General features: G+C 71.2%; 30 protein-coding genes. 10 read left to right on the top strand and 20 right to left on the bottom strand.

All coding sequences use genetic code 11. The features are described from left to right. The first annotated feature begins 5 nt into the window (after window positions 1–5). Entirely contained in the window at window positions 6–725 is a 720-nt protein-coding gene (locus DWB05_RS10905; protein WP_114377231.1) for a hypothetical protein, read from the top strand. Window positions 726–737: 12 nt separating this feature from the next. On the opposite strand, the gene DWB05_RS10900 is transcribed toward DWB05_RS10905, so the two are convergent. Further along, window positions 738–947, bottom strand: a complete 210-nt coding sequence (locus DWB05_RS10900) for a hypothetical protein (protein WP_114377230.1) — start codon at window positions 945–947, stop codon at window positions 738–740. A gap of 36 nt (window positions 948–983) precedes the next feature. Here DWB05_RS10900 and DWB05_RS10895 point away from each other — a divergent pair, with 36 nt between their 5' ends. From DWB05_RS10895 to DWB05_RS10885, 3 genes are all read left to right on the top strand, one after another. Beyond that, window positions 984–2,564: an MBL fold metallo-hydrolase RNA specificity domain-containing protein gene (locus tag DWB05_RS10895; RefSeq protein WP_114377229.1), complete on the top strand. Its 1,581-nt coding sequence runs from the start codon at window positions 984–986 to the stop codon at window positions 2,562–2,564. An 87-nt stretch (window positions 2,565–2,651) separates the two neighbouring features. Beyond that, window positions 2,652–3,704: a Ppx/GppA phosphatase family protein gene (locus DWB05_RS10890; protein ID WP_114377648.1), complete on the top strand. Its 1,053-nt coding sequence runs from the start codon at window positions 2,652–2,654 to the stop codon at window positions 3,702–3,704. Beyond that, a complete protein-coding gene (locus DWB05_RS10885) occupies window positions 3,701–4,381 on the top strand; it encodes an RlmE family RNA methyltransferase (protein WP_114377228.1) in 681 nt (226 codons plus the stop codon). Before DWB05_RS10890 ends, DWB05_RS10885 begins: the two co-directional genes overlap by 4 nt. Window positions 4,382–4,406: 25 nt before the next feature. Here the strand turns inward: DWB05_RS10885 and DWB05_RS10880 are convergent, their stop codons facing one another. Genes DWB05_RS10880 through DWB05_RS10855 form a run of 7 tightly spaced genes read right to left on the bottom strand, consistent with a single transcriptional unit; the run spans window position 4,407 to window position 9,961 of the window. Beyond that, window positions 4,407–6,044 (bottom strand): NTP transferase domain-containing protein, encoded by a 1,638-nt coding sequence (locus DWB05_RS10880; RefSeq protein WP_114377227.1) that lies wholly within the window; start codon window positions 6,042–6,044, stop codon window positions 4,407–4,409. Next, the gene (locus tag DWB05_RS10875; RefSeq protein ID WP_114377226.1) at window positions 6,041–6,766 is read right to left on the bottom strand and encodes an XdhC family protein; all 726 of its coding nucleotides are present in this window, start codon (window positions 6,764–6,766) and stop codon (window positions 6,041–6,043) included. The genes DWB05_RS10880 and DWB05_RS10875 overlap by 4 nt, the downstream gene beginning before the upstream one ends. Further along, complete coding sequence (locus tag DWB05_RS10870; protein WP_114377225.1) at window positions 6,763–7,086, bottom strand: XdhC family protein; 324 nt, start codon at window positions 7,084–7,086, stop codon at window positions 6,763–6,765. Before DWB05_RS10870 ends, DWB05_RS10875 begins: the two co-directional genes overlap by 4 nt. Beyond that, window positions 7,083–8,288, bottom strand: a complete 1,206-nt coding sequence (locus tag DWB05_RS10865) for a vWA domain-containing protein (RefSeq protein ID WP_114377224.1) — start codon at window positions 8,286–8,288, stop codon at window positions 7,083–7,085. Before DWB05_RS10865 ends, DWB05_RS10870 begins: the two co-directional genes overlap by 4 nt. Window positions 8,289–8,318: 30 nt before the next feature. Further along, entirely contained in the window at window positions 8,319–9,224 is a 906-nt protein-coding gene (locus DWB05_RS10860; protein ID WP_114377223.1) for an AAA family ATPase, read from the bottom strand. Window positions 9,225–9,233: 9 nt separating this feature from the next. Next, window positions 9,234–9,365, bottom strand: coding sequence for a hypothetical protein (locus tag DWB05_RS15250; RefSeq protein WP_269815575.1), 132 nt, complete (start codon window positions 9,363–9,365; stop codon window positions 9,234–9,236). Next, window positions 9,362–9,961, bottom strand: coding sequence for an SRPBCC family protein (locus tag DWB05_RS10855; protein ID WP_114377222.1), 600 nt, complete (start codon window positions 9,959–9,961; stop codon window positions 9,362–9,364). The genes DWB05_RS15250 and DWB05_RS10855 overlap by 4 nt, the downstream gene beginning before the upstream one ends. A 137-nt stretch (window positions 9,962–10,098) precedes the next feature. Between DWB05_RS10855 and DWB05_RS10850 the strand changes: the two genes are divergently transcribed. From DWB05_RS10850 to DWB05_RS10835, 4 genes are all read left to right on the top strand, one after another. Next, entirely contained in the window at window positions 10,099–11,532 is a 1,434-nt protein-coding gene (locus tag DWB05_RS10850) for a sodium:proton antiporter (RefSeq protein ID WP_114377221.1), read from the top strand. A gap of 94 nt (window positions 11,533–11,626) precedes the next feature. Continuing rightward, window positions 11,627–12,550 (top strand): methylisocitrate lyase, encoded by a 924-nt coding sequence (prpB, locus tag DWB05_RS10845; protein WP_114377220.1) that lies wholly within the window; start codon window positions 11,627–11,629, stop codon window positions 12,548–12,550. Between the two features lie 14 nt (window positions 12,551–12,564). Beyond that, on the top strand, window positions 12,565–12,939 hold the full coding sequence (locus DWB05_RS10840) for a YraN family protein (protein ID WP_114377219.1): 375 nt from the start codon (window positions 12,565–12,567) through the stop codon (window positions 12,937–12,939). Between the two features lie 66 nt (window positions 12,940–13,005). Next, on the top strand, window positions 13,006–15,378 hold the full coding sequence (locus tag DWB05_RS10835) for a xanthine dehydrogenase family protein molybdopterin-binding subunit (RefSeq protein ID WP_114377218.1): 2,373 nt from the start codon (window positions 13,006–13,008) through the stop codon (window positions 15,376–15,378). Here the strand turns inward: DWB05_RS10835 and DWB05_RS10830 are convergent. From DWB05_RS10830 to DWB05_RS10800, 7 genes are all read right to left on the bottom strand, one after another. After that, window positions 15,351–15,737, bottom strand: a complete 387-nt coding sequence (locus DWB05_RS10830) for a gamma-butyrobetaine hydroxylase family protein (protein WP_114377217.1) — start codon at window positions 15,735–15,737, stop codon at window positions 15,351–15,353. The two genes, DWB05_RS10835 and DWB05_RS10830, sit on opposite strands and share 28 nt — an antisense overlap. Next, entirely contained in the window at window positions 15,737–15,961 is a 225-nt protein-coding gene (locus tag DWB05_RS10825; protein ID WP_114377216.1) for a Trm112 family protein, read from the bottom strand. Before DWB05_RS10825 ends, DWB05_RS10830 begins: the two co-directional genes overlap by 1 nt. Window positions 15,962–15,970: 9 nt before the next feature. Then, window positions 15,971–16,642 (bottom strand): LON peptidase substrate-binding domain-containing protein, encoded by a 672-nt coding sequence (locus DWB05_RS10820; RefSeq protein ID WP_198669143.1) that lies wholly within the window; start codon window positions 16,640–16,642, stop codon window positions 15,971–15,973. Between the two features lie 14 nt (window positions 16,643–16,656). Continuing rightward, complete coding sequence (gene trxA / locus DWB05_RS10815) at window positions 16,657–17,589, bottom strand: thioredoxin (protein ID WP_114377214.1); 933 nt, start codon at window positions 17,587–17,589, stop codon at window positions 16,657–16,659. Window positions 17,590–17,691: 102 nt separating this feature from the next. Next, window positions 17,692–18,213: a prolyl-tRNA synthetase associated domain-containing protein gene (locus DWB05_RS10810; protein ID WP_114377213.1), complete on the bottom strand. Its 522-nt coding sequence runs from the start codon at window positions 18,211–18,213 to the stop codon at window positions 17,692–17,694. Between the two features lie 32 nt (window positions 18,214–18,245). Then, entirely contained in the window at window positions 18,246–18,551 is a 306-nt protein-coding gene (locus tag DWB05_RS10805) for a hypothetical protein (protein ID WP_114377212.1), read from the bottom strand. 81 nt (window positions 18,552–18,632) lie between these two features. After that, window positions 18,633–19,868 carry a UbiH/UbiF/VisC/COQ6 family ubiquinone biosynthesis hydroxylase gene (locus tag DWB05_RS10800; RefSeq protein ID WP_114377211.1) on the bottom strand — a complete coding sequence of 412 codons (1,236 nt, stop codon included), beginning with the start codon at window positions 19,866–19,868 and terminating at the stop codon, window positions 18,633–18,635. 189 nt (window positions 19,869–20,057) lie between these two features. Here DWB05_RS10800 and DWB05_RS10795 point away from each other — a divergent pair, with 189 nt between their 5' ends. Continuing rightward, on the top strand, window positions 20,058–20,396 hold the full coding sequence (locus tag DWB05_RS10795; RefSeq protein ID WP_114377210.1) for a P-II family nitrogen regulator: 339 nt from the start codon (window positions 20,058–20,060) through the stop codon (window positions 20,394–20,396). Window positions 20,397–20,421: 25 nt separating this feature from the next. Next, window positions 20,422–21,723 (top strand): ammonium transporter, encoded by a 1,302-nt coding sequence (locus DWB05_RS10790; protein WP_114377209.1) that lies wholly within the window; start codon window positions 20,422–20,424, stop codon window positions 21,721–21,723. Between the two features lie 92 nt (window positions 21,724–21,815). Here the strand turns inward: DWB05_RS10790 and argB are convergent, their stop codons facing one another. Genes argB through rnpA form a run of 5 tightly spaced genes read right to left on the bottom strand, consistent with a single transcriptional unit; the run spans window position 21,816 to window position 25,803 of the window. Beyond that, the gene (gene argB / locus DWB05_RS10785; RefSeq protein WP_114377208.1) at window positions 21,816–22,736 is read right to left on the bottom strand and encodes an acetylglutamate kinase; all 921 of its coding nucleotides are present in this window, start codon (window positions 22,734–22,736) and stop codon (window positions 21,816–21,818) included. Between the two features lie 50 nt (window positions 22,737–22,786). Beyond that, the gene (gene yihA / locus DWB05_RS10780; RefSeq protein WP_198669171.1) at window positions 22,787–23,455 is read right to left on the bottom strand and encodes a ribosome biogenesis GTP-binding protein YihA/YsxC; all 669 of its coding nucleotides are present in this window, start codon (window positions 23,453–23,455) and stop codon (window positions 22,787–22,789) included. Continuing rightward, complete coding sequence (gene yidC, locus DWB05_RS10775; RefSeq protein WP_114377207.1) at window positions 23,455–25,236, bottom strand: membrane protein insertase YidC; 1,782 nt, start codon at window positions 25,234–25,236, stop codon at window positions 23,455–23,457. Before yidC ends, yihA begins: the two co-directional genes overlap by 1 nt. Window positions 25,237–25,249: 13 nt before the next feature. Continuing rightward, window positions 25,250–25,489 (bottom strand): membrane protein insertion efficiency factor YidD, encoded by a 240-nt coding sequence (gene yidD, locus DWB05_RS10770; RefSeq protein ID WP_114377206.1) that lies wholly within the window; start codon window positions 25,487–25,489, stop codon window positions 25,250–25,252. Next, complete coding sequence (rnpA, locus tag DWB05_RS10765) at window positions 25,486–25,803, bottom strand: ribonuclease P protein component (RefSeq protein ID WP_114377205.1); 318 nt, start codon at window positions 25,801–25,803, stop codon at window positions 25,486–25,488. The genes yidD and rnpA overlap by 4 nt, the downstream gene beginning before the upstream one ends. Window positions 25,804–25,817: the final 14 nt, after the last annotated feature.

Below are 25,817 nucleotides of genomic sequence, written 5' to 3'. Positions count from 1 at the left end.
CCCCGATGTCCGAGACGATTTGCCGGCTCTATGCGACGCGCGACAAGGCGGAGAAGGCGATCGCGGCCCTGCGCAAGCTGGGCTACGCCGATATCCACCTGTTCGCCCGCACCGGCGGGGGCGAGACCGTCGAAAGCCTCGCCGAGGCGATCGCGGCCGCCCGGATCGTCCCCGACGAGGCGCGGACTTACGCCGAACGCGTCAACCAGGGGGCCGTGCTGGTGGTCGTGCACACCCTGTTCGGCGGCGCGCTCCGCGCCCGCATGATCCTCGACGGCGAAGGCCCCATCGACTCCGGCCTGCCGAAGCCCACCACCACCGCCGTCGCTCCCGCCGCGGCCGCCTCCGCCGCGTCGGGCTCCGGCTGGTTCTGGGCCAAGCACCCGTTTGAGGCGCTCACCGGTTGGTCAACCCTGATGAAGGAGGGATGGATGTTCTCCGACCGTTTCGGCTGGCGCTACCTGACCAGCGACCCCACCCCGTTCTCCTCCGCGATGGGCTGGAAGCTCCTCTCGGACAACCCGCACCCGCTCTCGTCGAAAATGGGCTGGAGGCTCCTGTCGGATAATCCGCACCCGTTCTCGTCGATGATGGGCTGGAAGCTCCTCTCCGACGACAAGCCGGCCGAGGCGCCAGCCGCACCCGCCGCCCCGGCCGCGACCGCCCCGGCGGCCGAAGCCGAGAAGAAGGCGAAGGCGACCGAAAGCGCCCCGCCGGCCGCCTGATCGCCTCTCCGCTCAGCGGCCGAGACGCCCGCTCGGCGTGAGGTCGAGGCCCAGGGAGCGCAGGATCTCATAGGCCAGCATCACGCCGAGGATGGCGACCGCCCAGATCGCGGCCCAACGCAGCATGGGCTCGCCCGCGGCCAGCCGCGCGCGCACCCCCGGCCACACGAGGACGGCCGCGCCCATCAGCGCGATGAGTCCCGCGATCTGCCACGCCTCCATCCGCCCTCCTCCCGCTTCGCCTCCGTCGGTGACCGCGTGACCGCCACCCTCGCCTTCCACGGCGCGGCGGGTACCGTCACCGGCTCCTGCCTCAGACTCGCCCTGCCGGGGGGAGAGGTGCTCATCGACTGCGGCCTGTTCCAGGGGCCGAAGACGCTGAAGGAGCTGAACTGGCGCCCCTTCCCCTTCGACCCCCGCCGACTTGCCGCCGTCCTGCTCACCCACGCCCACATCGACCACGCGGGGCTGATCCCGCGCCTGTTCGCCGAGGGCTTTCGCGGCCCGGTCTTCGCGACCGAAGCCACCTGCGATCTCTGCCGCTTCATGCTGCCCGATTCCGGTTCGATCCAGGAGGCGGAGGTCGAGCGGCTCAATCGCCGCAACGCCGAACGGGGCAGGCCGGCGGTGCGGCCGATCTACACCGCGCGCGACGCCGAGGCCTCTCTCGCCCTCTTTCGCCCCGTCGCCTACGACGCCTGGGTCGACCTGCCGGGCGAACTCCGCGCCCGGTTCTGGAACGCCGGCCACATGCTGGGCTCCGCCTCGATCGAGCTCGTCCTGCCCGGTGGCGGCCATCTGCTCGTCTCGGGCGACATCGGGCCCGGGGCGAAATCCTTCGTTTCGAATGCCGAGGCCCCGCACGACCCCGACTGGCTGGTGCTGGAAACGACCTATGGCGATCGCGACCGCGAGGACGCCACCCCGGAGGAGCGGCGCGAGCGGCTGCGCACGGAGGTGCTCGCCGCCCTCGCGGCGGGCGGCAACCTGCTGATCCCGGCCTTCGCGGTCGAACGCACGCAGGAGCTCCTGCACGACCTCGACCTGCTCATCGAGCGCTCCCGCCTGCCGCCCGTGCCGATCGTCATCGACAGCCCGCTCGCTGCCGAAGCCACCGCGTGCTTCCGCCGCCACCTGAGGGAGCTGCCCGAGGAGACGGAGCCGGCCGAGACCTTCCTCTCTGGGCCCAACATCCGCATCACCCGCTCGGTCGAGGAGAGCAAGGCGCTCAATCGGGTGACGGGGGGCATGATCATCCTCTCCGCCTCCGGCATGGCGGAGGCCGGGCGGATCCGCCACCACCTCTTGAACAATCTCTGGCGCGCGGAGGCGACCGTGCTGTTCGTCGGCTACCAGGCGCCCGGCACGCTGGGCAGGCTGCTGCTCGACGGCGCCGAGCGGGTCTCCATCATGGGCACCGAGGTCGCGGTGCGCGCCCGCATCCGCTCGCTCGACCTCTATTCGGGGCATGCCGACCGGCGGGGCCTGCTTGCTTGGCTCGCGGCGCGCGGGAAGGTCGGGCGGGGCATCTTCCTCGTGCACGGCGAGCCGGAGGCGCGCGACTCCCTCGCCGCCCTGGTGCGGGAGCGCACCGATGCCCCTCTCTTCCTGCCCGAGCTCGACGCCGTCTATGCCCTGCCGCCGGATCGCGCTCCCGAGCCGCGCCGGGCCGCGCCGCGCCTCGCTCCGGAAGCGGCGCACGCCCCCTTCGATTGGCACAACGAACGGGCGCGCCTGTTGATGGAACTCCGCCGCCGGCTCGACGAGGCGGGCGACGATCGGGCGCGCGCCGAACTGCTGCACCGGGTGCGGCGGGCGCTGGAGGAGACGCCGCGCTGAGGCTGCACGGGCGGTCGTCGCGCAAACTCCTTGCCGCAGGCCTCGTAAAGGCGTCATCTTTTCTCCATTGTGCATACGCCGATCGCCATGTCGGCCCAGCCGCCCCTAGGGCCAGCTGCCGGCCCGCCGCTTTACGCCGCGCTCGACCTCGGCACCAACAACTGCCGGCTGATGATTGCCGCCCCCGCCGGGCGCGGCTTCCGGGTGGTGGACAGTTTCTCGCGCATGGTCCGGCTCGGCGAAGGCTTGGCCTCATCGGGTCGGCTCTGCGAGGCGGCGATGCAGCGCGCGCTCGAGGCGCTCGCCGTCTGCGCCGACCGGCTGGCCAGGCACCGCGTGCGGCGTCTGCGCGCGATCGCCACCGAGGCCTGCCGCAAGGCGGAGAACGGACCGCGCTTCCTCGAGCGCGTGCGGGCGGAGACCGGCATCGGCTTCGAGGTGATCGGCCCGCGCGAGGAGGCCGAACTCGCGGTGGAGTCCTGCGCCTCGCTGCTGGCGGGGCCGGAACCCCGCGCGCTTCTGTTCGACATCGGCGGGGGATCGACCGAACTGGCCTGGATCCGCGCTCGCCGGCCCGGCGAACCGCCGTCGGAGGTGATCGGCTACGCCTCGATCCCGCTCGGCGTGGTCACGCTGGCCGAGCGTTGGGGCGAGCGCGCCTTCGACCCGGAGGGGTTCGAGGCGATGGTGGAGGAGGCGATGGAGGCCTTCCGCCCCTTCGACGACATCCACCGTATCGCCGACGAGATCGCGCATGGCGGGGTGCGGCTGATCGGCACCTCCGGCACCGTCACCACGGTGGCCGGGGTGGCGTTGGGGCTCGAGCGCTACGCCCGGTCGCTGATCGACGGCCGCACCTTGACCGGGGAGGAGGCGGATGCGGCGCTCGAGGCCCTCTTGGACTTGGGCAAGCCGGGCCTGCTCGCCCACCCCTGTGTGGGTCCGGGGCGGATCGAGTTCGTGCTGCCGGGATGCGCGGTGTTCTCCGCCATCCGTCGGCTCTGGCCCGCGCCGCGGGTCACGGTCGCCGACCGCGGCCTGCGCGAGGGCATGCTGATCCGGCTGATGCGGGCCGACCGCGACCGCCGCCCCTTCGCCCATTCCGCTGCCCGACGCTTCGCCCCGCCTCGTCCTGCATGAGCACGCCCCCGCCCGGTGGTCGGGGGCTGACGGTCGGTCTGCGCAAGAGCCGACGTCGCGACCCCTCCTCGACCCGCTGGCTCACCCGCCAGCTCAACGACCCGTACGTGCGCGCGGCCAAGGCGCGGGGCTACCGTTCGCGCGCGGCCTTCAAGCTGATCGAGCTCGACGAACGGTTCCGCCTGCTGCGCCCCGGGCTCAGGGTGCTCGACCTCGGTGCCGCCCCGGGGGGGTGGACGCAGGTCGCGCTCGCCAAGGTGGGGCCGACGGGCCGCGTCGTCGCGGTCGACCTGCTGCCGATCGACCCGATCCCCGGCGCGGTGCTGATCCGGGGCGACCTGACCGACCCCGAGGTGCTGGCGCGGGCGGTGGCCGAACTCGGCGGGCCGCCCGATCTCGTGCTTTCCGACATGGCGCCGAACACCACGGGCCACGCGGCGACCGACCATCTGCGCATCGTCGCCCTCGCCGAAGCCGCCGCCGAAGCCGCCCTTGCCCATCTCGCGCCGGGCGGGGCCTTCGTCTGCAAGGTGTTCCAGGGCGGGGCAGAGCGCCAGGTGCTCGAGCCCCTGAAGCGCGCCTTCGCCTCCGTCCGGCACGCCAAGCCGCCCGCCTCGCGCAAGGAGAGTGCCGAGACCTACCTGGTGGCGCAGGGCTTCCGCGGCCGCGCGGGGTGAGGGCGGCGAAGCGGGGGGCGCCGCTTCAGGCGCCGGCGAGGTCGGGTGCGGCGGCGAGCGCCTCCGGCGTGTCGAAGTCGCGCAGGATGGCGTCGTCCGCGACGGTGACCTCGTGCACGGCGGCGGCGTGCTCGCCGATCAGCGCCCGTGCGCCGACATCGCCCGCGAGCGCGCGCAGGGCGGGAAAGAACCGCGCGCCGAACAGCACCGGGTTGCCGCGCACGCCCTGATGGGTGGGGACGACGATGTCGCGCCCTGCCTCGGGGTCGAAGGCATCGATCAGCCGATCCAGCACCGTGGGGTGAACGAGCGGCATGTCGCCGAGCACGATCAGCGCGCCATCCGTTCCATCGCCGAGCGCATCGATCCCTGCCCGGATCGAACTTGCCAGCCCCGAAGCGTGGTCCGGGTTGTGGACGAGGACGACGTCGCGCCCGGTGAGGGCCTCGGCGACCTCCTCCGCCGCGTGGCCGGTGACGACGACGACGGGGCGGGCGCGCGAGGCGAGCACGTTGTCCACCGTGCGCGCGATCATCGCCCGCCCGTCCGGCCCGCGCACCAGGAGCTTGTTCCCGCCTCCGAAGCGCGAGGAGCGGCCGGCGGCGAGCACGATCGCGGCGACGCGCGGGATAGGGCGCGTTTCGGGCGCGGCCTCGGTTGCGCGCGCGCGCGGCAGCGGGCGCAGCGGGGTCTCCTTCAACAAGCCCCCCACGCCGAGGGCCATGATGTCGCGCCCTGCGATCGGCAGGTCCGCCATCAGCCGCTCGAGCACCCAATCCACGCCGTTGCGCTTGGGGCTGCGTGCGCAGCCAGGCAGCACGACGGCCGGGATGTCGCCGATGCGGCCCAAAAGCAGCAGGTTGCCGGGATCGACCGGCATGCCGAAGTGCACGATCTCGCCGCCTGCGCGCACGATGGCCTCGGGGCAGACGTCGCGGCGATCGACCACCGCCGAGGCGCCGGCGACGAGCAGGATGCGCGCGCCGCGCTGCGCGAGACGCGCAAGCGCCTCGGCGACCGCATCCGACTCGTGCGCGCAATGTTCCGGGTCGAGAAGCGTCGCACCGAGCGCGTCGAGGCGTGCGCGCGTGGCCGCGACCGTGCCCTCGAGCACGCTCTCCTTCAGCCCCGGCAGCCGGGTCAGCACGAGGCCGACGGGACGAGGGCGGAACGGATGCACCGCGAGCATCGGCCAGTCGCCGCGCGCCGCCGCTTCGGCTGCGGCGAGCACGGCGGAAGCGACGGCGAAGGGGATGATCTTCACCGTCGCCACCATCTCGCCCGCCTCGACGGTCGTGTCCTGCGGCAGGGTGGCGAGGGTGATCGCCTCGTCGATCGCGTTCAGCGCATCGACGCGCGCGCGATCGACCCGAAACAGGCCGCGCGCGGTCGCGTGCAGGTTGACGCGGCCGGTGGCGGCCCGGCTGCGCGAAATCCCCCCGCCGAGACAGGCCCGGGCGATGCGGTCCGCCGCCTCGTCCTCGCCGACATCGGCGGGCTCGAGCCGCGCACAGATCACGCGCGCGATCCCGGCCGCACGGAGGGCGGCGACATCCTCCGCGCTCAGCACGCGGCCCTTCTTCAGCACGCGCCCGCTCGCGCGCAAGGAATGGGCGAGGATCGCGCCCTCGGCGTCGTCGGTCGGAACCTCGTCGAAGATCACGCCGCCGCCTCTGCCGGCGCGCGCGCGACGAGGGCCGCACCGCGACGCACGGCGACGATCTCGGCGAGGATGGCGAGCGCGATCTCGGGCGCGGTGACCGCCTCGATGGCAAGCCCCACCGGGCCGCGGATCCGCGCCAGCGTCTCGGGCGCATGCCCGAGTGCGGCGAGGCGGGCGAGCCGCGCGGCGTGGGTGCGGCGGGAGCCGAGTGCCCCGATGTAGAAGGCCTCCGTGCGCAGCGCGGCATCCAAAGCCGGGTCGTCGAGCTTCGGGTCGTGGGTGAGGGTGACGACGGCGCTGCGCCGGTCGGGGGCAAGCGCGGCCATCGCCTCGTCCGGCCATCGATCGTCCAGCGTGACGGTGGGGAATCGTTCCGAGGTCGCGAAGAATCGCCTGGGGTCGATCACCGTCACCGCGAAGCCCAGCAGCGGCGCCATGGCGGCGAGGCCCTGCGCGATGTGCACCGCGCCGACGATGATCAGGCGAAGGGGAGGGTTGTGCGGATGGAGGAACCAGCGTTCGCCCGCGTGCTCGACCACCCGCGCGGCATCGTCGCGTAAGGCCTGTCGCGCCGCCGCGACGACCGCCTCGGGCACGGCGTCGCCCTCGGCTCCCGCCTCGTCGATCAGGGCCTGCGCGCCGTCCGTGAGCCGCGTGACGACGGCCACGGGTCGTTTCGCCGCCCGTGCCGCCTGCAGCGAGTCGAACAGTGCGCGCCTCATGCGAGCTTCTCGACGAACACGGTGACGGTGCCGCCGCAGGCGAGCCCGACTTCCCAGGCGCGCTCGTTGGTGACGCCGAACGTGAGCAGCTGCGGCCGCCCGCTCGCCATCACCGCGCGCGCGGCCTCGGCCACCGCGCCTTCGATGCAGCCGCCCGAGACTGAGCCGGCAAGGCGGCCGGAGGCGGTGATGGCAAGCCGAGATCCGGGCGGGCGCGGCGAAGAGCCCCAGGTCTCGACCACGGTGGCGAGGGCCACCGTTTCGCCTTCCGCCACCCAACGCCCAGCGATGGCGAGCACGTCCTCCGTTTCCTCCGTCATGCCGCCTTCCTCCGCGGACCGGCCGGTGCGGAGAGGATCCGCACCAGCGCCTCGATGCTCTCGATATTGTGCGCGGGCCGGAAGTCGTCCACGTGCGGCAGCATGGCACGGATCCCCGCCGCGCGAGGTTCGAACCCCTCGTAGCGCAAGAGCGGGTTGAGCCAGATCAGGCGGCGGCAGGAACGGTGCAGCCGGTCCATCGCCTCGGCGAGACCCGTCCCGCCCTCGCGGTCGAGCCCGTCGGTGATCAGCAGCACCACCGCCCCCTGGCCGAGCACGCGGCGTGCCCAGTCGCGGTTGAAGCGCGCGATCGCCTCGCCGATCCGCGTCCCACCCGACCAATCGGGGACCAGCGCGGCGACCATGGCGAAGGCCGCTTCCGGGTCGCGGTGACGCAGCGCGCGCGTGATGTTGGTGAGCCGCGTGCCGAACAGGAACACGTGCGTGCGGGTGCGCGTCGAGGCGACGGCGTGCAGGAAATGGAGCAGCATCGGCGCGTAGCGGCCCATGCTGCCGGAGATGTCGCAGAGCGCGACGAGAGGGGGCGTGCGCGTGCGCCGCCTCTGCCGCGCGATCTCGACCAGCGCCCCGCCTTCCCGCAGCGATTTGCGCAGTGTCGCGCGCAGATCCGCCCGCGGCCCTTGCGGGTCGGGACGGAAGCGGCGCGAGGGAATGGCGTCGAGCGGCAGGCGAAGGCGGCGGATCGCCTCGCGCGCGGCGCGGATCTCGGCCTCGCCCATCGCCTCGAAGTCCATCCGGCGCAGCCGTTCCTGATCCGACACGGCGAGGAAGGCGTCGATCCGGGTCTCCTCGCGCTGAGGTGGCGCTTCGCTCCGCCGCCGTGTCGTTTCGGCGAAAGCTTCCGAGGCACGGCGGGACCCCGGCTTGGCCTTCGTTGGCTCGGCCGGGCGGCGCAGGCCCTCGAGGGCGGCCATCATCGCCTCCGCCGCGTCGCGGTCGGGGTTGCGCCAGAACAGGGCGAAGGCGGCGTCGAACACCTCCCACTGCTCGCGCCGCACCGCCATCACTGCGCGCAACGCGGCGTGCACGTCGGCCCGCCGGGTGAGGTCGATGTGGCCGAGCGCCTCGGTGGCGTCGAGGATCTGGCCCGGGCCGACGGGCAGCCCGGCGCGGCGCAAGAGGCGCGCGAAGTGCATCACGTTGAGGGGGATGCGCCCGGACCGTTCGCCGGCCGCGATCATCCCGCCGCCCTCCCGCCCGCGTCGCTTTCGCTACTGCGCGCGCGCTTCCGCCACCAGGGCCGCCGCCTGTTCGCCGCGGATGCGCGCGATGTCGTCCTGGTACTTCAACAGCACGCCGAGCGTCTCGTCGACGCGCGCGGGGTCGAGTTCGGTCGCATCCAGATGCGCGAGTGCGGCACACCAGTCGATCGTCTCGGCCACGCCGGGCATCTTGAACAGGTCCATCCGGCGCAGGCGCTGCACGAAGGCGACCACCTGGTGCGCGAGGCGTTCGCCGGCCTGCGGCGCTTTCAGTGCGAGGATGGCGCGTTCGCGCGCGGCATCGGGGAAATCGACCCAATGGTACAGGCAGCGGCGGCGCAGCGCGTCATGGATCTCGCGCGTGCGGTTGGAGGTGATGATCACCACCGGCGGTTCGGCGGCGCGGATGGTGCCGAGTTCGGGGATGGTCACCTGCCAGTCCGCCAGCAGTTCGAGCAGGAAGGCCTCGAAGGGCTCGTCCGCGCGGTCGAGCTCGTCGATCAAGAGCACGGCAGGGCCGCCTTCTGGGCTGATCGCCTGCAGGAGGGGGCGTTCGATCAGGAACCGGCGGTCGAAGATGCCGCGCGCGAGGCGGTCCTTGTCGCGCTCCCCGGCCGCTTCGGCGAGCCGGATCTCCAGCAGTTGGCGCGTGTAGTTCCAATCGTAGAGGGCCGAGGCGAGATCGAGCCCATCGTAGCACTGCAGGCGAACGAGGCGACGCCCCAGCGTGCGCGCCAGCACCTTGGCGATCTCGGTCTTGCCCACGCCCGCCTCGCCCTCGAGGAACAGCGGCCGCTGCATGGCCAAGGCGAGGTGCACGGCGGTGCCGAGCGCGCGGTCGGCGACATAGTCGCCGCGCGCGAGCAGCGCGATCGTCTCGTCGACGCCGGAAGGGATGGAGGTGGTTCCGTCCATGCGCGTTCTCTAGCCGAGCGCGTGGCCAAGCGCGAGGAACAGCCCCGTCAGCACGATGACGAGGGCAACCCAGGCAGGCAAGGGCAGGCGGCGGCCATCCGGTGGCGTTTGCCGGGATGGCCCGGCCGCCGGCTCGCTCACAGCACCATCATCAGCACGATCAGCACCCAGACCGCGATCGAGATTTTCACCCACAGCGGCTGGGCGGCGAGTTCCGCCTTCCAATCGATGCCGGCGACGCCCTTGGCTTGCGCTTCGGCCGCCGCGGGGGGCGCCTCTTCCGGCGCGGGCGGGGGCGGGGCGACGCGATTGGCGAAGCGGGTGAAGAACTGATCGCTCAGGTTCTTCGCCGTGCTGTCGATCAGCCGTGCCCCGAGTTGGGCGATCTTGCCGCCGACCTGAGCGTTGACGTGGTAGGTGAGGATGGTGGCGTCGGGGCCGTCCTCGGCGAGCCGCACCCGCGCCGTGCCCTTGGCGAAGCCGGCGACCCCGCCCTGGCCTTCGCCGGTCAGCGTGTAACCGTTCGGCGGGTCGATGTCGGAGAGGGTGACGGTGCCGGAGAAGCGGGCGTACATCGGCCCGATCTTCAGCGCCAAGCGTGCATTGTACTGGTTGTCGCCCGCAGCTTCGATGAATTCGCAGCCTGGAAGGCTGTCCTTCAGCACGGCAGGGTCGTTCAGGGCCTGCCAGACCTTGTCCCGCGGCGCAGGGATACGCCGCTCGCCCGTCATTTCCATGGGTGAACCTCGCTGCGGGAGTGGGAGCAAAGCCCTATAGCCCTGAGGGGAAGGACCGGCAAGGCAGGCTCGCCCTTGTCGCCGATCACCGGCGCGCTAGGGTGCCGGCCCGTCAACGAAACGTCCCCTCCGTCGTGATGCCCCCGCTTCCCCGTCTCCGTCCGCCTGCCGTGGTCGGGCTCGCCCTCGTCGTCCTCGTCGGCCTCTGCTCTCCGGCCGCGGCGGCGGAGAGCGCGATCGACGCGCGCACCCTCTCGCTGTGGTGGGTGGTGCCCTTCGCCGGCGTGCTGCTGTCGATCGCCATCATCCCCCTCGTCGCGCCGCATCTGTGGCATCGCGTGTACGGCCTCGTCATGCTCGGCTGGGCGCTCGCCTTTCTCGTGCCGGCGACGATCCGGTTCGGCTTCGATGCGGTGGTCGATGTCGTCCTGCACACGGTTTTCCTCGAATACATCCCGTTCATCATCCTGCTGTTCGCGCTGTTCACGGTGGCGGGCGGCGTGCACGTGGCGGGGACGCTGCGCGGCACGCCGGGCACCAACACGGCACTGCTCGCCATCGGCACCGCGATCGCCTCGCTGACCGGGACGACCGGAGCCTCGATGCTGCTGGTGCGCCCCGTGCTGCGGGCCAATCGCGACCGCAAGCACCGCGCGCACACGATGATCTTTTTCATCTTCCTCGTCTCCAACATTGGCGGAGCGCTCACCCCGCTCGGCGACCCGCCGCTGTTCCTCGGCTTCCTCAAGGGGGTGTCGTTCTTCTGGCCGACGCAGCACCTCTTCGCGCCGATGTTCCTGCTCGTCGCCCTGCTGCTGCTCGCCTACCACACCATGGACGTGCGCTACTTCCGGCGGGAGGCCGATGAGATCCGCGAGGTGGCGGGCCCCGTGGAGCCACTGCGGATTCAGGGCGGGGTGAACATCCCGCTCCTGATGCTCGTCGTGCTCGTCGTCCTGATGGAAGGCGTGTGGCACCCCGGCGCGGTGACGTTCCTCAAGCAGGAGATCGTGATCGAGGTCGTGGTCGGCGATTTCCTGCTGCTGGCGATCGCTGCCTACTCGATCTGGGCGACGCCCGTTCTGGTGCGCAACGCCAACGGCTTCACCTGGGGCGCGATGATCGAGGTGGCGAAGGTGTTCGCCGCGATCTTCGTCACCATCATCCCGGCCATCGCCATCCTGCGCGCAGGCCCTGAGGGCGCGCTCGCCTGGCTCGTGGCCCTCACCAGCAACCCCGACGGCACGCCCAACCCCGCGATGTACTTCTGGCTGACGGGCGGCCTCTCTTCCTTCCTCGACAACGCACCGACCTACCTGATCTTCTTCAATCTCGCCGGCGGCGATGCCGAGGTTCTCATGGGCCCGCTCGCCAAGGTCCTCGGCGCGATCTCCGCCGGCGCGGTGTTCATGGGGGCCAACTCCTACATCGGCAATGCGCCGAACTTCATGGTGCGCGCCATCGCCGAGGAGCAAGGCGTCAAGATGCCCTCCTTCTTCGGCTATTGCGGTTGGGCGGCGGTGTTCCTCTTGCCCTGCTTCGCCCTGCTGACCGTGATCTTCTACCGCTGAGGCCGCTGCCGGCACGATCGCCCGCATGGCGCGGGGCTTTGTCCTGCGCCGCGGCCTTCGCTAGGCTCGTTCTCGCGCAGAAGGAAAGGCCGCCATGCCCTATCTCGACGCCGCAACGCTGCCGACCGAACCTGCCGGCACGCGCTTCCGCGCCCTGCTCGCGCGCGGGGGCATCCTGCAGATGCCGGGGGCGCATAACGGGCTTGCCGCCATTCTCGCGCGCGACGCGGGGTTCGAGGCGCTCTACCTCTCGGGAGCGGCGATGAGCGCCTCGATGGGCCTGCCCGACTTGGGGATCCTCACCGTCGACGAGGTCTGTTTCTTCATCAGGACCATCACGCGCGCCTCGGGGCTTCCCGTCCTGGTCGATGGCGACACCGGCTATGGCGGCGTGCTGAACGCGATGCACATGGTGCGCGCCTTCGAGGAGGCCGGCGCGGCCGCGGTACATATCGAGGACCAGGAACTGCCGAAGAAGTGCGGACACCTCAACGGCAAGAAGCTGGTCGAACCGGCCGAGATGGCGGCCAAGGTGGCGGCGGCGAAGCGTGCCGCGCGGCATCTGTTCGTCATCGCCCGCACGGACGCCGCCGCCGTCGAGGGCTTCGAGGCAGCGGTGGCGCGCGCGAAACTCTATCTCGAGGCCGGAGCGGATGCGATCTTTCCCGAGGCGCTGACCAGCCGCGAGGAGTTCGCCCGCTTCGCCGAGGCGGTGGACGCACCCCTGCTCGCCAACATGACGGAATTCGGCCGCACGCCTTACATGTCGGCCGCCGAGTTCGAGGCCCTGGGCTATCGCATGATCATCTGGCCCGCCTCCAGCCTGCGCGTGGCAGCGAAGGCGGTGGCCGAGCTCTACGCCACCATCCGCCGCGACGGCGGCACCACCGCCATGCTCGATCGCATGCAGACGCGGGCGGAACTCTACGCCGCGATCCGGCTTGCCGAGTACGAGGCGCTGGACGGTTCGATCGCCGCCACCGTGCTGCCGCCCGAGCTGCGCCCGGCCGCCGAGTAGCGGCCCGGGTGCCGATGGAGACGACGCGTCGTCGCGGTGCGGGCGGGGAACGTTACGGCCGCGCGGCGGAGGAGCGCTGCGCTGCCGCGTTGGCGGCGGAGGGCTTCACCGTGCTGGCGCGACGCCGTCGCACCGCGGCGGGCGAGATCGATCTCGTTGCGCGACGAGGGCCGCTCACCGTGATCGTCGAGGTGAAGGGGCGGGCGCGCGCGGCCGAGGCGGCCTTCGCCCTCTCGCCCCGGCAACGCGGCCGGCTTCTTGCCGCCGCCGAAGCGCTGATGGCCGAGGAACCGACGTGGTTCGGCGAGGAGATCCGGTTCGACCTGATGGTGGTGGGGCGCGACGGCACGGTGCGCCGCATCGCCGATGCGTTCCGCGCGGAAACCTGAGCCTGGCCCTGGCCAAGTCTGCAGTTCGATCGCATCTGTCATCGGCGCGATGACGAGGGGAGAGACATGCCCGAAAGCCCGCTGCCCGAGCCCGGCCTTGGGGGGATGGTGATCGGCGCGGCGCTGCGCCGGTTCGAGGACCCCCCACTGCTCACCGGCCAGGGCCGCTACACCGACGACGTCAATCTCCCTGGCCAGCTCTTTGCCCAGTTCGTGCGCAGCCCGCATGCGCACGGCATCCTGCGCGGGATCGACCTCGCCGCCGCGCGGGCGATGCCGGGTGTGGTCGCGGTCATCACCGGCGAGGAGCTCGCGCAGGCGGGCTACGGCAGCCTTCGCTGCACGATGGCCTTCACCAACGCGGATGGGTCGCCGATGCGCGGACCCGAACGACCCTCGCTCGCCACCGACAAGGTCCGTTTCGTCGGCGATCCGGTCGCCTGCGTCGTCGCCGAAAGCCGCGCGGCGGCGCGCGACGCGGCGGAGGCGGTGTTGCTCGACATCGAACCCCTGCCGGCGGTGACCGAAGCCTCGGCCGCCGTCGCGCCCGGCGCACCCGTGCTCTACGACAGCCATCCGGACAACGTGGTGCTCGACTTCCATTACGGCGATCGCGACGCCGTCGCGGCCGCCTTCGCCGCGGCCGCCCACGTCGTGCGCCTTGCCTTGCGCAACAACCGCGTCGTCGTCTGCGCGATGGAACCGCGCGCGGCCGTCGCCGAATACGACGCCAAGGGCGAACGCTTCATCCTTCATGTCGGCTCGCAAGGGGTGTGGGGACTGCGCAACCAGCTCGCGGATGACCTCCTGCGCGTGCCGCGCGAGCGGGTGCGCGTGCTCACCGGCCATGTCGGCGGCTCATTCGGCATGAAGGCCTCGGCCTATCCGGAATACGTGCCTTTGCTCCACGCGGCGCGGCTCACGGGCCGGCCGGTGAAGTGGACGGACGAGCGCACGGGAAGCTTCGTCTCCGATCAGCACGGGCGCGATCATGAGGTGGTGGGCGAACTCGCGCTCGATGCCGAAGGGCGATTCCTTGCCGTTCGCCTGACGGCCTTCGCCAACATGGGGGCCTATCTCGGCACCGTCGCACCGCTCATGGGCACGCTCAACTTCGTCAAGAACGTGCAGTCCGTCTACGCGACGCCGCTGATCGAGGTCGTGACCCGCTGCGTGGTGACCAACACCTCGCCCGTCTCCGCCTATCGCGGTGCGGGGCGGCCCGAGGGCAACTATTTCATGGAACGGCTGATCGAGGAGGCGGCGCGGGTGACGGGCATCGACTCGGTGGACCTCAGGCGCCGCAACCACATCGCCGCCGACGCGTTTCCGCATCGAACGGCAGCCGGAACGGTCTACGACAGCGGGGATTTCGCCCGTATCCTCGATCGCGCCCTCGCCACCGCCGATTGGGACGGGTTCCCGGTACGGCGCGCCGAGGCCGCACGGCGCGGGCGGCTCAGGGGGCGGGGGATTGGGCAGTATCTCGAATGCACCGCGCCGCCGGCGAAGGAGATGGGCGGCATCCGCTTCGATGCCGACGGCGGCGTGACCATCATCACCGGCACGCTCGATTACGGGCAGGGCCACCGTACCGCCTTCGCCCAGCTGCTGTGCCACACCCTCGGCGTGCCGCCCGAGCGCATCCGCCTCGTGCAGGGCGATTCCGATGCCCTGATCGCGGGCGGCGGCACGGGGGGATCGAAGTCGCTGATGGCCTCGGGGTCGGCGCTGTTGGAAGCGGCGGAGATCGTCATCGCCCGCGGCCGGAAGGCGGCGGCGCATCTCCTCGAGGTGGCGGAGGACGACATCGCGTTCGCGAGAGGTCGCTTTGCCGTTGTGGGCACGGATCGTTCCGTCTCCTTGCTCGATCTCGCCGCCATGCTGCGGGATGGCCGGCTGGCCGGCGAGGGAGTGCCCGCCACGCTCGACGTCGATCACGTCTTCGACTCCGCTCCCTCGGCCTTCCCGAACGGCTGCCACGTGGCGGAAGTCGAGATCGACCCCGAGACCGGCGTGGTCGACGTCGTGTCGTACGTTTCGGTCAACGATTTCGGCACGGTGGTCAATCCACTGATCGTGGCGGGCCAGGTGCACGGCGGCGTCGGACAGGGCATCGGGCAGGCCCTGTTCGAGCACGTCGTGTACGACGAGGCGGGGCAGCTGCTCTCGGGCAGTTTCATGGACTACGCGCTGCCGCGGGCGGCGGATGTTCCGCCGATCGGGGTCGCGTATCATCCGGTGCCGGCGCGCACGAACCGGCTCGGTGCGAAGGGGTGCGGCGAGGCGGGCTGTGCGGGCTCCTTGCCCGCGGTGATGAACGCGGTGCTGGACGCCCTCCGCCCGCTCGGCGTGACGCGCCTCGACATGCCGGCGACACCGGAGCGCGTCTGGCGGGCGATCCGCGCGGCTCAGGCCGAGGGGTCGGCGGCGCGATAGACCTTGCGCGGGTGGCGCGATTTGCCGGCCGCTTCCAGCTCCTCGAGGTAGCGGGCCCAGCGCGCGGCGTGATCGCGCCCGAGCTCGTAGAGATAGTCCCAGGAGTAGATCCCGCTGTCGTGCAGGTCGTCGAACACGATGCGCACCGCGTAGTTGCCGACCGGCTCGAGCTTGAGGATGCCGACCTCGGCCTTGCCCCACACGAGCACCTTCTGGTCGGGCGCATGGCCCTGCACCTCGGCCGAGGGGCTTTCCACCCGCAGATATTCCGCCGGCAGCACGAACCGCGCGCCGTCGTCGAAGGTGACGGTGAGCGTGCGCTCGGCCTTGGAGACGCGCAGTTCGACGGGCTTCGGCATCACGCCTCGGCGGCCGGGTCGCCGAGGCCCTTCGGCAGCGGTGCGGGTGCGTCGAGCGGGCGGGCCTCCTCGGGCAGCATGATCGGTACCCCGTCGCGGATGGGATAGGCGAGGCCCGCTCGTTCGCTGATCAGTTCGTTGCGCTCACGATCGTAGCGCAGCGGCCCCTTGGTGACGGGGCAGACGAGGATCTCGAGCAGGCGTGGATCGATCTCGTCGCTCATCGCATCGCCTCAGGAGAGCGGCGAGCGCGGCCCCCCTTCCGATCCGCCATGGGCGCCGATCTCGATCAGGGTGAGCAGGAGATCGGCGCGGTCATCGACGGTCGGCGCCTCCAGGAGGGCCTGCTTCTCGCACGGCTCGAACGGACAGACCATGGAGAGGGTGGTGACGAGGGTGGCGTTCGACATCTCGCGCACCGCCTGCCAATTGGCGTCGATCCCGCGCGCACGGAAGAAGGCGCGCAAGCCGCGCTCGAGACGGGCGCGATCGAGTTCGGGCCGCTGCGCGAGGTCGAGATCCTCGGCGAAGGCGGAGTAGTCGACGCGCACCCGCCGGTAGCCGCGACGCATCGGCAGTTCGGCCACGATCTCGAAACGGATGATCCCCGTCAGCGTGATCAGGAGCCGCCCGTCCTCCGTCTCGGCGAAGGAGGAGAGGCGGCCGAGGCAGCCGACGCGATAGAGGGCGGGGCCGGTCTCGCCCGGCGGTTCCGCGGGGTTCGGCTGCACCATGCCGAACATGCGCCCTTCCGCCAGCGAATCGAGCGTCATGGCGAGGTAGCGCGGTTCGAAGATGTTGAGCGGCAGCCGCCCCTGCGGCAGCAGGAGAGCGCCGGTGAGGGGAAACACCGCGATCTCGCCCGGCAGGTCCTCGTAGGCCGGGTGCCAGGCGGAGGCGGTCATCACCGGAGTCGGGCTCAACTGAACAGGAGCGACGAGAGGCGTCGCCGCGCGGCCACCGTCACCTCGTCGGTCAGCCCCCAGGCCTCGAAGAACTTGAGCAGCTGCAGCCGTGCGGCCTCGTCGTTCCACTTGCGATCCCGCCGGATGATCTGCAGCAGCTGCTCGGCCGCCTCCTCGCGCTTGCCGAGGGCATTCAGCGCGATCGCATAGTCGAAGCGCGCCTGATGGTCGTCGGCGTTGCGCGCGAGCCGCGCCTGCAGCTCGGCAAGCTTGGCTTGCGCCTCGCGCCCCTGCTCGGCGAGCTCGAGCGCCGATTTCACGCCCTGGATCTCGGCATGCGCCTCGATGTTGGAAGGCAGGGTGGCGACGAGGGCGCGCGCCTCCTCGAGCCGGCCCTGCGCGATCAGCGCCCGCCCGAGCAGGCCGATCGCTTCGGCGTTGTCCGGCTGTTCGGCGAGCAGCGCGCGCAGGATCTCCGCCGCCTCGTCGTGTGCGCCGCGCGCCGCCGCCTCCTTCGCCGCCGCGATCAGCTCCTCGGCCGGCATCGCCCCGCCGGCGAGCTGCACCAGCCGCTCGACCCAGGCCTTGACCTGGCTTTCCGGCAAGGCACCCTGGAACCCATCCACCGGCTGGCCCTGGTAGAAGGCGTAGACGGTGGGCACGGACTGGATGCGCAGCTGGGCGGCGAGGCGCTGGTTCTTGTCGATGTCGACCTTGACCAGGCGTACCTTGCCGCCGGCGGAGCGCACCACGCGCTCGAGCACCGGGGTCAGCTGCTTGCAGGGCCCGCACCAGGTGGCGAAGAAGTCGACGATGACGGGAACCTCGCGGCTCGCCTGGATGACGTCGGCGACGAAGGTGGCTTCCGTCGAGTCCTTGATCACATCCGCCGCCGCGCCGCCGTTGCGCGGGCTGGTGTTGCCTTTCGGGTCGAAGATGATTTCCATGCCGCCTTCCGCGCGCCTTCCGTTGGGTGAGCCGGGGAGGGGCCCGGCGCGCCTTCGATAACATGAGGTGGGAAGGCGCGCGAACAAGCCCCGCCGGCAGGGTCAGGCGGCGCGATCGAGCGCGTCGAGATCGACAAGGCGCGGGGCGTGGCCGACCCGGTCGAGGAAGGCGCGGAAGCCCTCGAGCGCGACACCCGTCGTCGCGCGGTTGGTCAGCGGGTGGGCGTTGATCCGGGCGAAGTGGCCATCGAGCAGGGCGGAATCGACCACGAAGGCGACCCCGCGCGCCGTCTCGTTGGCGAGCGCGAAGGGGGTCACCGAACCCGGTTCCACCCCGAGGATGGCGCGCATGTCCTCGGCGGACGCGAAGCTCATCCGGGGGGCGGCGAGCGCGCGGGCGAGCGCGTTGACCGACACGTTGCGGTGCTCGAGCATGGTGACGAGCCAGAACGCGCCGGCCTTGTCCTTCAGGAACAGGTTCTTCACGTGCGCGCCGGGCAGGCGTTCGGTGAGCCCCAAAGCCTTCGTCTCCGCCACCGTGAACACCGGCTCGTGCCAGATCGTCTCGTGCGCGATGCCCCAGGCGTCGAGCCGGGCGAGGAACTCTTCGGGGGTGAGCGCCATGGGGCGGACCATGCCACGGCGCGCACGAACGGTCAGCGCCCGAACGGCACGGTGAGGCCGAAGGAGAAGTGTCCGTACGGGGCGGGCGGATGGACCGGGTAGGGCCGCCAGGCAGGGTAGGCGTAGGCGCCCGGTGGGATGACGACGACCGGCGGCGGCCGCCGGGGCGGGACGATGATGACGGGCGGCGGCGGGCCGTAGCCCGGGATCACCACCACGTTGGGTGGTGGGCCCCAGCCGCGGTGGGGCTTGCCGTGGCGTCCCCACCAGGGGTCGGCCGAGGCTGGGGTGGCGGCGATCAGGCCGAGGGCGGCGAAAGCGGCGAGGAACGGGCGCATGGGCGGCCTCCGCGATGGGCGACGTCGCATGCGACCATGCGCCGACGGCAGGGCGGAGGCGCAAACGTGGCAGGACTGCCTTCAAGCCGCCCGCAGCGCGCCGAGCGGCGAGAAGCCCATCGCGGTGCGCATGAACACCCGCTTCAGCCCGGGCATCCGGTCGACCGCAGCGAGGCCGAGGTCGCGGATCAGGCGGAGGGGCGCGAAATCGGTCGAGAAGAGCCGATCGAGCGCGTCGGTGGCGGCGAGCATCAGCAGGTTGGCCGGCCGCCGCTCCGCCTGGTAGGCGGCGAGCAGGTCGCGCGCGCCCGGGTCACGCCCCGCCCGTACGGCGTCGATCACGAGGCGCCCGAGCGCGCCCACGTCCCGGAAGCCGAGATTGAGCCCCTGGCCGGCGATCGGGTGGATGCCGTGCGCGGCATCGCCGACCAGGGCCAGGCGGGTGTCGGTGTACCGATGCGCCAGCAGCGCGCCCAAGGGATACCGCCAGCGCAGCCCGACCGGCGTCACCGCGCCCCAGTGGTCGCCGAAACGGCGGCGGAGTTCGCGGGCGAAGCGGGGGGGATCGAGGCGCCAGATCCGCTCCGCCTCCGCCCGTCGCTCGGTCCAGACCACCGCCGATGTCCGCCGGTCGCCCCCCTCGCCCGGCAGGGGCAGGATGGCGAAGGGGCCGGCGGGCAGGAAGTGTTCGATCGCCACATGCTCGTGCGGCCGGTCGTGCCGGACCGCGCAGACCATGGCGTCCTGCCCGTAGTCCCAGCGCGTGACGGGAATGCCCGCCGCCGCGCGCGTGGCACTCTCCCGCCCCTCCGCCGCGACGAGAAGCTGCGCGGTGATCGTCGTGCCGTCGTCGAGGCGAAGCCCCACACCGGTCGCATCGCGCTGCAGGAGGGTGGCCCGCGCGGGGGCGAACACGGCGAGGCCCGGGATGCGCGGCAAGTGGGCATTGAGTGCGATTCGCAAATGCCGCGCCTCGACCATCCAGCCGAAGGCATCGACCTCGGCCTCGGGGGCGTCGAAGGTCAGGGTGAGCGGGCTCGCGCGCTCCCCCGGCCGCCCGTCCGACACCCGAATACGGGTGATCGGGCAAGGGTTTGAGCCGAGCCGGGCCCAGACCCCGGCCTCGGCCAGCACGTCGCGCGAGGTGCGGGCGATGGCGTAGGCGCGGCCGTCGAACTCCGGGAGTTCCATCGGTGGCAGGGCGGCGCGGTCGATCACCGCCGTCGGCACGCCGGCTTCGGCGAGCAGGCAGGCGAAGGTGGCGCCGACGGGGCCTGCCCCGAGCACGGCGACCGCGACGGAAAGCGTGGCGGGCATGCCCTCGAGTGTCGGGGCGGCGGGCAGGAAATCAAGCCGCGCTCCGCAATCTGCTCATTTCTTGTGCAGCCGGCCGGTCAGGTCGGACGGGAGACCCGGCGCTTTTCGCCGCCGGCGGCCGGCGCGTGCGCCGTGGCACGGCTCTTGGATCGCATCGAACGCCGAACAACCGGCGGAGATGGACAGGCGATGAAACTCATCATGGCGATCATCAAGCCGTTCAAGCTCGACGACGTGCGCGAGGCGCTCACTCCGCTCGGCGTGCAGGGGCTGACGGTTTCCGAAGTGAAAGGTTTCGGTCGGCAGAAGGGCCAGACCGAGATCTACCGCGGGGCGGAGTACCACGTGAACTTCCTGCCCAAGGTGAAGATCGAGATCGTGGTCGAGGACGCGATGGTGGACGCGGTGTGCGAGGCGATCGCGCGCGCGGCGCATACCGGCAAGATCGGCGACGGCAAGATCTTCGTGCTCGATGTCGGTCGGGCGATCCGCATCCGCACCGGCGAGACCGACGCCGCCGCCCTCTGATCGGACCTCTGGGGAGTAAGGATCGATGACGAAACGTGTGCGTCTGCCGCATGTGCTCGGCCTGGGCCTTGCGGCGGCCATCCTCACCGCCGCCGGGCCCGCCTTCGCCAACGGCGAGGAGGCGAAGATCGACTCCGGCGACATGGCGTGGATGCTGACCTCCACCGCGCTGGTGCTGATGATGACCGTGCCCGGCGTGGCGCTCTTCTACGCCGGCATGGTGCGCAAGAAGAACGTTCTCGCCACCATGATGCAGTCCTTCGCCACCTGCGCGCTGATCAGCATCGTCTGGATGGTGGCGGGCTACTCCTTGGCCTTCTCCGGCGACGGCGCCTATATCGGCGATCTCGGGCGGCTGTTCCTCTCCGGCATGATCGAGGCGTGGGACAAGCCGAAGGAGGACATGACCATCACCGAACCGATGTTCATGGTCTTCCAGATGACCTTCGCGATCATCACCGCCGCCCTGATCACCGGCGCGGTGGCCGATCGCATGAAGTTCTCCGCCCTCCTGCTCTTCCTCGCCCTGTGGTCGCTGCTCGTCTACAGCCCGGTCGCGCACTGGGTGTGGGGCGGCGGCTTCATGAGCGAGGACGGCGTGCTCGACTTCGCCGGCGGCACGGTGGTGCACATCAACGCCGGTGTGGCCGGGCTCGTCGCCTGCCTCGTCGTCGGTAAGCGCAAGGGCTACGGCACCGAGAACATGGCGCCCTACAATCTCGGCCTTTCCGTCATCGGCGCCTCGCTGCTCTGGGTGGGCTGGTTCGGCTTCAACGCCGGTTCCGCCGTCGCCGCCGACGCCAACGCCGCGCTGGCCATGGCGGTCACCCAGATCGCGACCGCCGCCGGCGTGCTCGCCTGGATGTTCGCCGAGTGGGCGGTGAAGGGGAAGCCCTCGGTGCTGGGTGCCGTGTCCGGTGCGGTGGCGGGGCTCGTCGGCATCACGCCGGCGGCGGGCTACGTCGCCCCGATCGGCGCGCTGATCATCGGCGCGGCGGCGGGCCTGCTCTCCTGGTGGGCCTCGACCGAACTGAAGAAGATGCTGAAGTACGACGACAGCCTCGACGTCTTCGGCGTGCACGGTGTCGCCGGCATCGTCGGTGCGATCCTCACCGGGCTGTTCGCGGTGGAGGCGATCGGCGAAACCGCGGGCGGCGTGGGCCAGATGCTGATCCAGGCCTACGGCGTTGCCGTCACCATCGTCTACTGCGCCATCGTCTCCTTCATCCTGCTCAAGATCGTCGACCTGATCGTCGGCCTGCGGGTGAGCGAGGAGGAGGAGGTCGAGGGGCTCGATACGGCGCTGCACGGCGAGCGCCTCGCCTGAGCGGTCGAGGGGGCGGGCCGGGGTGCCGGCCCGCCCGCCACCCTTGCGAAAGGTCCGCGCCCGGGCCGGCTTCGGCCCGGGCGCGGTCCGTTTCAGGGCCGGATCAGCGTGCCCGCCCCCTGTTCGGTGAAGAGTTCGAGCAGGATCGCATGCGGCACGCGTCCATCCACGATCACCGCCGCCTCCGCCCCCGCGCGGACGGCGGCGAGGCAGTGTTCCACCTTCGGGATCATGCCGCCCGAAATCGTGCCGTCGGCGATCAGCCGTTCGGCTTCGGCGGCGGTGAGTTCGGGGATGAGTTTCTTGTCCTTGTCCAGCACCCCCGGCACGTCGGTCAGCATCAGCAGGCGCTTCGCTTTGAGCGCGCCCGCGATCGCGCCGGCCACCGTGTCGGCGTTGATGTTGTAGGTCTTGCCGTCGGGGCCGAGGCCGACGGGAGCGATCACCGGCACGATCTCCGCCCCGCGCAGCGCCTCCAGCACCCTGGTGTCGATCGCCTCCGGTTCGCCGACGAAACCGAGATCGAGCACGCGCTCGATGTTCGAATCCGGGTCGCGCTTGGTGCGGGTGAGCTTGCGCGCGCGGATGAGCCCCGCATCCTTGCCGGAGATGCCGACCGCCATCACGCCCGCGCGGTTGATCAGCGCGGCGACCTGCGAGTTGACGGTGCCGGCGAGCACCATCTCCACCACCTCGACCATCTTCTCGTCGGTGACGCGCAGCCCGTCGACGAAGGTCGATTTGATGTCGAGCCGTTCCAGCATCGCGTTGATCTGCGGGCCCCCGCCATGCACCACCACCGGGTGCAGGCCGGAGAGCTGCAGCCAGGCGACGTCGCGGCCGAAGGTGACGGCGAGCTCGTCGTCGCCCATCGCATGGCCGCCGTACTTGATGACGACGGTGGCGTTGTCATAGCGCAGCAGGAAGGGCAGGGCCTCGGAGAGGATCCGCGCCCTCTCCTCGCCGGTGTGTTCCCGCGTCTCGTTTCGCGCCGCGCCGCGTCCGTCCGCCATCGCCCCCTCCGCCGAAGTCCCGCGCGCCTTAGGCGTCGCGCGCGGGCGGGTCAAGCGCGGGCCAGCGAAGCGAGCTCTGCGCGCAACTCGGCGATCCCGGCCCCGGTCTCGGCGCTGGTGGCGAGCACGAGCGGGTGGGCGGCGGTGTGGCCGCGCGCCACCGTCTCCGCCCGCCGCCGCATCGCCTCCAGCACGGCGGGCTTCACCTTGTCGGCCTTGGTCAGCGCGATCTGGTAGGCGACCGCCGCCTCATCCAGCACGCGCATCGCCGCCTCGTCGGCCGGCTTGAAGCCCACGCGGGCGTCGATCAGCAGCACGACACGCCGCAGGGAGGGGCGGCCGCGCAAATAGGCGAACATCGTGCCCTCCCAAGCCTCGCGCACCGATTTCGCCACCTCCGCATAGCCGTAGCCCGGCATGTCGACGAGAAGAAGACGTGAGGCGAGATCGAAGAAGACGAGCTCGCGCGTCCGCCCCGGGGTGGCCGAGACGCGGGCGAGCCCCCGCCGCCCGGTCAGCGCGTTGAGCAGCGAGGATTTGCCGACATTGGAGCGGCCGGCGAAGGCGACCTCGGGCAGGCCGGGCGGGGGGAGCTGGTCGAGCGTGCGGGCGGCGGCGACGAACCGGGCCTCGGCGGCGAACAGGAGGCGCCCCGCCTCGATCAGCGCGGCGCGCGCCGCCTCGTCCTTCGCCTCGGCCAGCCCCGCGGGAAAGGCGATCACGTCTTCGCCGGCTGCGGTGCCTGCGCCGCCATCCGGCGCATGATCAGCCACTGCTGGGCGATGGAGAGGATGTTGTTCCACGACCAGTAGATGACGAGCCCGGCCGGGAAGGAGGCCAGCATGAAGGTGAAGATGAAGGGCATCAGCATGAACACCTTCTGCTGGATCGGGTCCGGCGGTGCGGGATTGAGCTTCTGCTGCAGATACATCGTCACCCCCATGAACAGGGGCCAGATGCCGAGGTGCAGGAACGGCCCGATGATGGGGATGACCGTGGGGTCGAACGGGATGAGGCCGAACAGGTTGAAGATGTTCGTCGGGTCGGGCGCGGAGAGGTCCTGGATCCAGCCGAAGAACGGCGCGTGCCGCATCTCGATGGTGACGAACAGCACCTTGTAGAGGGCGAAGAACACCGGGATCTGCAGCAGGATGGGCAGGCACCCCGAGACGGGGTTCACCTTCTCGCGCTTGTAGAGCGCCATCATCTCCTGCTGCATCTTGGTGGGGTCGTCCTTGTACCGCTCCTTCAGCTCCTGCATCTGGGGGGCAAGGAGCTTCATTTTGCTCATCGAGCGGTAGGACTTGTTGGCGAGCGGGAAGAACAGGATCTTCAGGAACAGGGTGAAGATCAGGATCGCCACCCCGTAATTGCCGGTCAGTTCGTGCAGCCAATGGAGCGCGGCGAAGAACGGGCGGGTGAGGAAGTAGAACCAGCCCCAGTCGATCGCCTTGTCGAAGCCCGGCACGTTGAGCTGGGCGGCGACACGATCGATCACCGCCACCTCCTTCGCTCCCGCGAACAGGTAGTTGCGCGAGGAGGTGGAAAGCCCCGGTCCGATCACCTTGTCGCCGGCGAGGAAGTCGATCTGGTAGCGCGGCTGCGCACCCTCGGTGATGACGCGCCAGGTGAAGGTGGTGGTCTGCGTCTGGTCCGGGATCAGCGCGCCGAGCCAGTACTTGTCGCTGAAGCCGGCCCAGCCGCCGCGCCCTTCGTGCTGGAAAGAGATGCCGCCGCGGTTCTGCGCCTCCTTGCGCGCATCGTCGTAGGTCTGTTCGGTGAGCCTGCCGTCGAACACGCCGGCGAGCCCCTCATGCGAGATGAAAAACCCGCCGGTCTGCGGCGTGTATTCGCGCCGCACGCGGGCCCAAGGGTTCACCGCCACCGTTCCGGCTCCGCCGTTGATCACCCGCTGTTCGACCGTGAACAGGAAATGGTCGTCGATGGCGAGGATGATCTCGAACCGCTGGCCCTGCCCGTTGTCCCAGGAGAGGGTGATCGGCCGCCCGGGGGTCAGCACGTTGGCCGAGGTCTGCCAGATCGTGTCCGGGCCGGGCACGACGACGTCCCCGCCCGCCGCCGCCCAGCCGAACTGCGCGAAATAGGCCTCCGGCAATCCCCGCGGGGTGAACAGGCGCACGCGATCCGAATTGGGGTCGGGGGTCACCCCGAAGCGGCGCAACGAGACGTCGTCGATCACCGCACCGGCGAGGTTGATCGAGCCTTCGATCTCGGGCGTTTCGATCCGCACCCTGAGCGAGGCCGGCACGGAGGGGGGAGCCGCCGCCGGGCCCATGCCGGGCGCGGGCGCGGCGAGGGAAGGCGCCGCACCAGGGGCCTCGGCGGCCATGCGCTCGGCCTCGATGCGGGCGATCTCCTCCAGTTCCGCCTGTCGGGCGCGCTCCGCCTCGCGGATCGGCTGGTTCCAGAAGATCTCGAACAGGAACAGGATGACGATGGAAATGCTGATCGCGAGGATCAGCCGCTTCTGGTCGACCATCTCGTCCGCGCCTTCAGGGGCTGTCGCAGCGTCGCGGCGGCACCGGGTCGTGCCCGCCCGCGCACCAGGGGTTGCAGCGCAGGATGCGCCAGGCGGCAAGCCCCGCCCCCTTCACCGCGCCGTGGGTGGCGATCGCCTCCTTCGCGTACTCGGAACAGGAGGGGACGAAACGACAGTGGGCGCCGATCACCGGTCGGATGGTCCACTGATAGGCGGTGATGCCGCCGCGCAGCAGATGGGCGAGCGGGCTCATGCCGCGCCGATCCGCGCGAGGCCCTGGCGCAAGTCTTCGACCAGGGCGGCGAAGGGGCGATCGAGCGTGGCGGTACGGCCGACCAGCACGAAGTCCCAGCCCGCGGGGCCGGGGCGAAGCACGACATCGGCCGCCGCGCGCAGCCGCCGCCGCGCCCGGTTGCGCTCGACCGCCCCACCCACCTTGCGCGAGCAGGTGAAGCCGAGCCGGGTCGCCGCGCGCCCCTCGACCTTCAACCCCTGCAGCACGAGACCGGGCATCGACGCCTTCCGTCCTTTCGCCGCCACCGCCAGGAACTCCGCGCGACGCTTCATCCGCTCGGGGCGCG

The sequence above is a fragment of the Elioraea thermophila (ex Habib et al. 2022) genome, assembly GCF_003336755.1.
GTDB classification, from domain to species: Bacteria; Pseudomonadota; Alphaproteobacteria; order Acetobacterales; family Acetobacteraceae; genus Elioraea; species Elioraea thermophila.
Note: the sequence above shows the minus strand (reverse complement) of the source record. Positions and strands in the feature narration are given on the sequence as shown.

Excerpts from the sequence above, each read along its gene's own strand:
- DWB05_RS10825 (WP_114377216.1), bottom strand. The coding sequence starts at position 15,961 with ATGAGCGACGAGATCGATCCACGCCTGCTCGAGATCCTCGTCTGCCCC.
- DWB05_RS10875 (WP_114377226.1), bottom strand. The coding sequence starts at position 6,766 with ATGAGGCGCGCACTGTTCGACTCGCTGCAGGCGGCACGGGCGGCGAAA.
- argB (WP_114377208.1), bottom strand. The coding sequence starts at position 22,736 with ATGGCGGACGGACGCGGCGCGGCGCGAAACGAGACGCGGGAACACACC.
- DWB05_RS10790 (WP_114377209.1), top strand. The coding sequence starts at position 20,422 with ATGACGAAACGTGTGCGTCTGCCGCATGTGCTCGGCCTGGGCCTTGCG.
- DWB05_RS10805 (WP_114377212.1), bottom strand. The coding sequence starts at position 18,551 with ATGCGCCCGTTCCTCGCCGCTTTCGCCGCCCTCGGCCTGATCGCCGCC.
- prpB (WP_114377220.1), top strand. The coding sequence starts at position 11,627 with ATGCCCTATCTCGACGCCGCAACGCTGCCGACCGAACCTGCCGGCACG.
- DWB05_RS10865 (WP_114377224.1), bottom strand. The coding sequence starts at position 8,288 with ATGATCGCGGCCGGCGAACGGTCCGGGCGCATCCCCCTCAACGTGATG.
- DWB05_RS10885 (WP_114377228.1), top strand. The coding sequence starts at position 3,701 with ATGAGCACGCCCCCGCCCGGTGGTCGGGGGCTGACGGTCGGTCTGCGC.
- DWB05_RS10905 (WP_114377231.1), top strand. The coding sequence starts at position 6 with ATGTCCGAGACGATTTGCCGGCTCTATGCGACGCGCGACAAGGCGGAG.
- DWB05_RS10800 (WP_114377211.1), bottom strand. The coding sequence starts at position 19,868 with ATGCCCGCCACGCTTTCCGTCGCGGTCGCCGTGCTCGGGGCAGGCCCC.
- rnpA (WP_114377205.1), bottom strand. The coding sequence starts at position 25,803 with ATGAAGCGTCGCGCGGAGTTCCTGGCGGTGGCGGCGAAAGGACGGAAG.
- DWB05_RS10810 (WP_114377213.1), bottom strand. The coding sequence starts at position 18,213 with ATGGCGCTCACCCCCGAAGAGTTCCTCGCCCGGCTCGACGCCTGGGGC.
- DWB05_RS10795 (WP_114377210.1), top strand. The coding sequence starts at position 20,058 with ATGAAACTCATCATGGCGATCATCAAGCCGTTCAAGCTCGACGACGTG.
- DWB05_RS10835 (WP_114377218.1), top strand. The coding sequence starts at position 13,006 with ATGCCCGAAAGCCCGCTGCCCGAGCCCGGCCTTGGGGGGATGGTGATC.
- DWB05_RS10855 (WP_114377222.1), bottom strand. The coding sequence starts at position 9,961 with ATGGAAATGACGGGCGAGCGGCGTATCCCTGCGCCGCGGGACAAGGTC.
- DWB05_RS10820 (WP_198669143.1), bottom strand. The coding sequence starts at position 16,642 with ATGACCGCCTCCGCCTGGCACCCGGCCTACGAGGACCTGCCGGGCGAG.
- DWB05_RS10830 (WP_114377217.1), bottom strand. The coding sequence starts at position 15,737 with ATGCCGAAGCCCGTCGAACTGCGCGTCTCCAAGGCCGAGCGCACGCTC.
- DWB05_RS10840 (WP_114377219.1), top strand. The coding sequence starts at position 12,565 with ATGGAGACGACGCGTCGTCGCGGTGCGGGCGGGGAACGTTACGGCCGC.
- DWB05_RS10870 (WP_114377225.1), bottom strand. The coding sequence starts at position 7,086 with ATGACGGAGGAAACGGAGGACGTGCTCGCCATCGCTGGGCGTTGGGTG.
- trxA (WP_114377214.1), bottom strand. The coding sequence starts at position 17,589 with ATGGAAATCATCTTCGACCCGAAAGGCAACACCAGCCCGCGCAACGGC.
- yidD (WP_114377206.1), bottom strand. The coding sequence starts at position 25,489 with ATGAGCCCGCTCGCCCATCTGCTGCGCGGCGGCATCACCGCCTATCAG.
- yidC (WP_114377207.1), bottom strand. The coding sequence starts at position 25,236 with ATGGTCGACCAGAAGCGGCTGATCCTCGCGATCAGCATTTCCATCGTC.
- DWB05_RS10850 (WP_114377221.1), top strand. The coding sequence starts at position 10,099 with ATGCCCCCGCTTCCCCGTCTCCGTCCGCCTGCCGTGGTCGGGCTCGCC.
- DWB05_RS10860 (WP_114377223.1), bottom strand. The coding sequence starts at position 9,224 with ATGGACGGAACCACCTCCATCCCTTCCGGCGTCGACGAGACGATCGCG.
- DWB05_RS10890 (WP_114377648.1), top strand. The coding sequence starts at position 2,652 with ATGTCGGCCCAGCCGCCCCTAGGGCCAGCTGCCGGCCCGCCGCTTTAC.
- DWB05_RS10900 (WP_114377230.1), bottom strand. The coding sequence starts at position 947 with ATGGAGGCGTGGCAGATCGCGGGACTCATCGCGCTGATGGGCGCGGCC.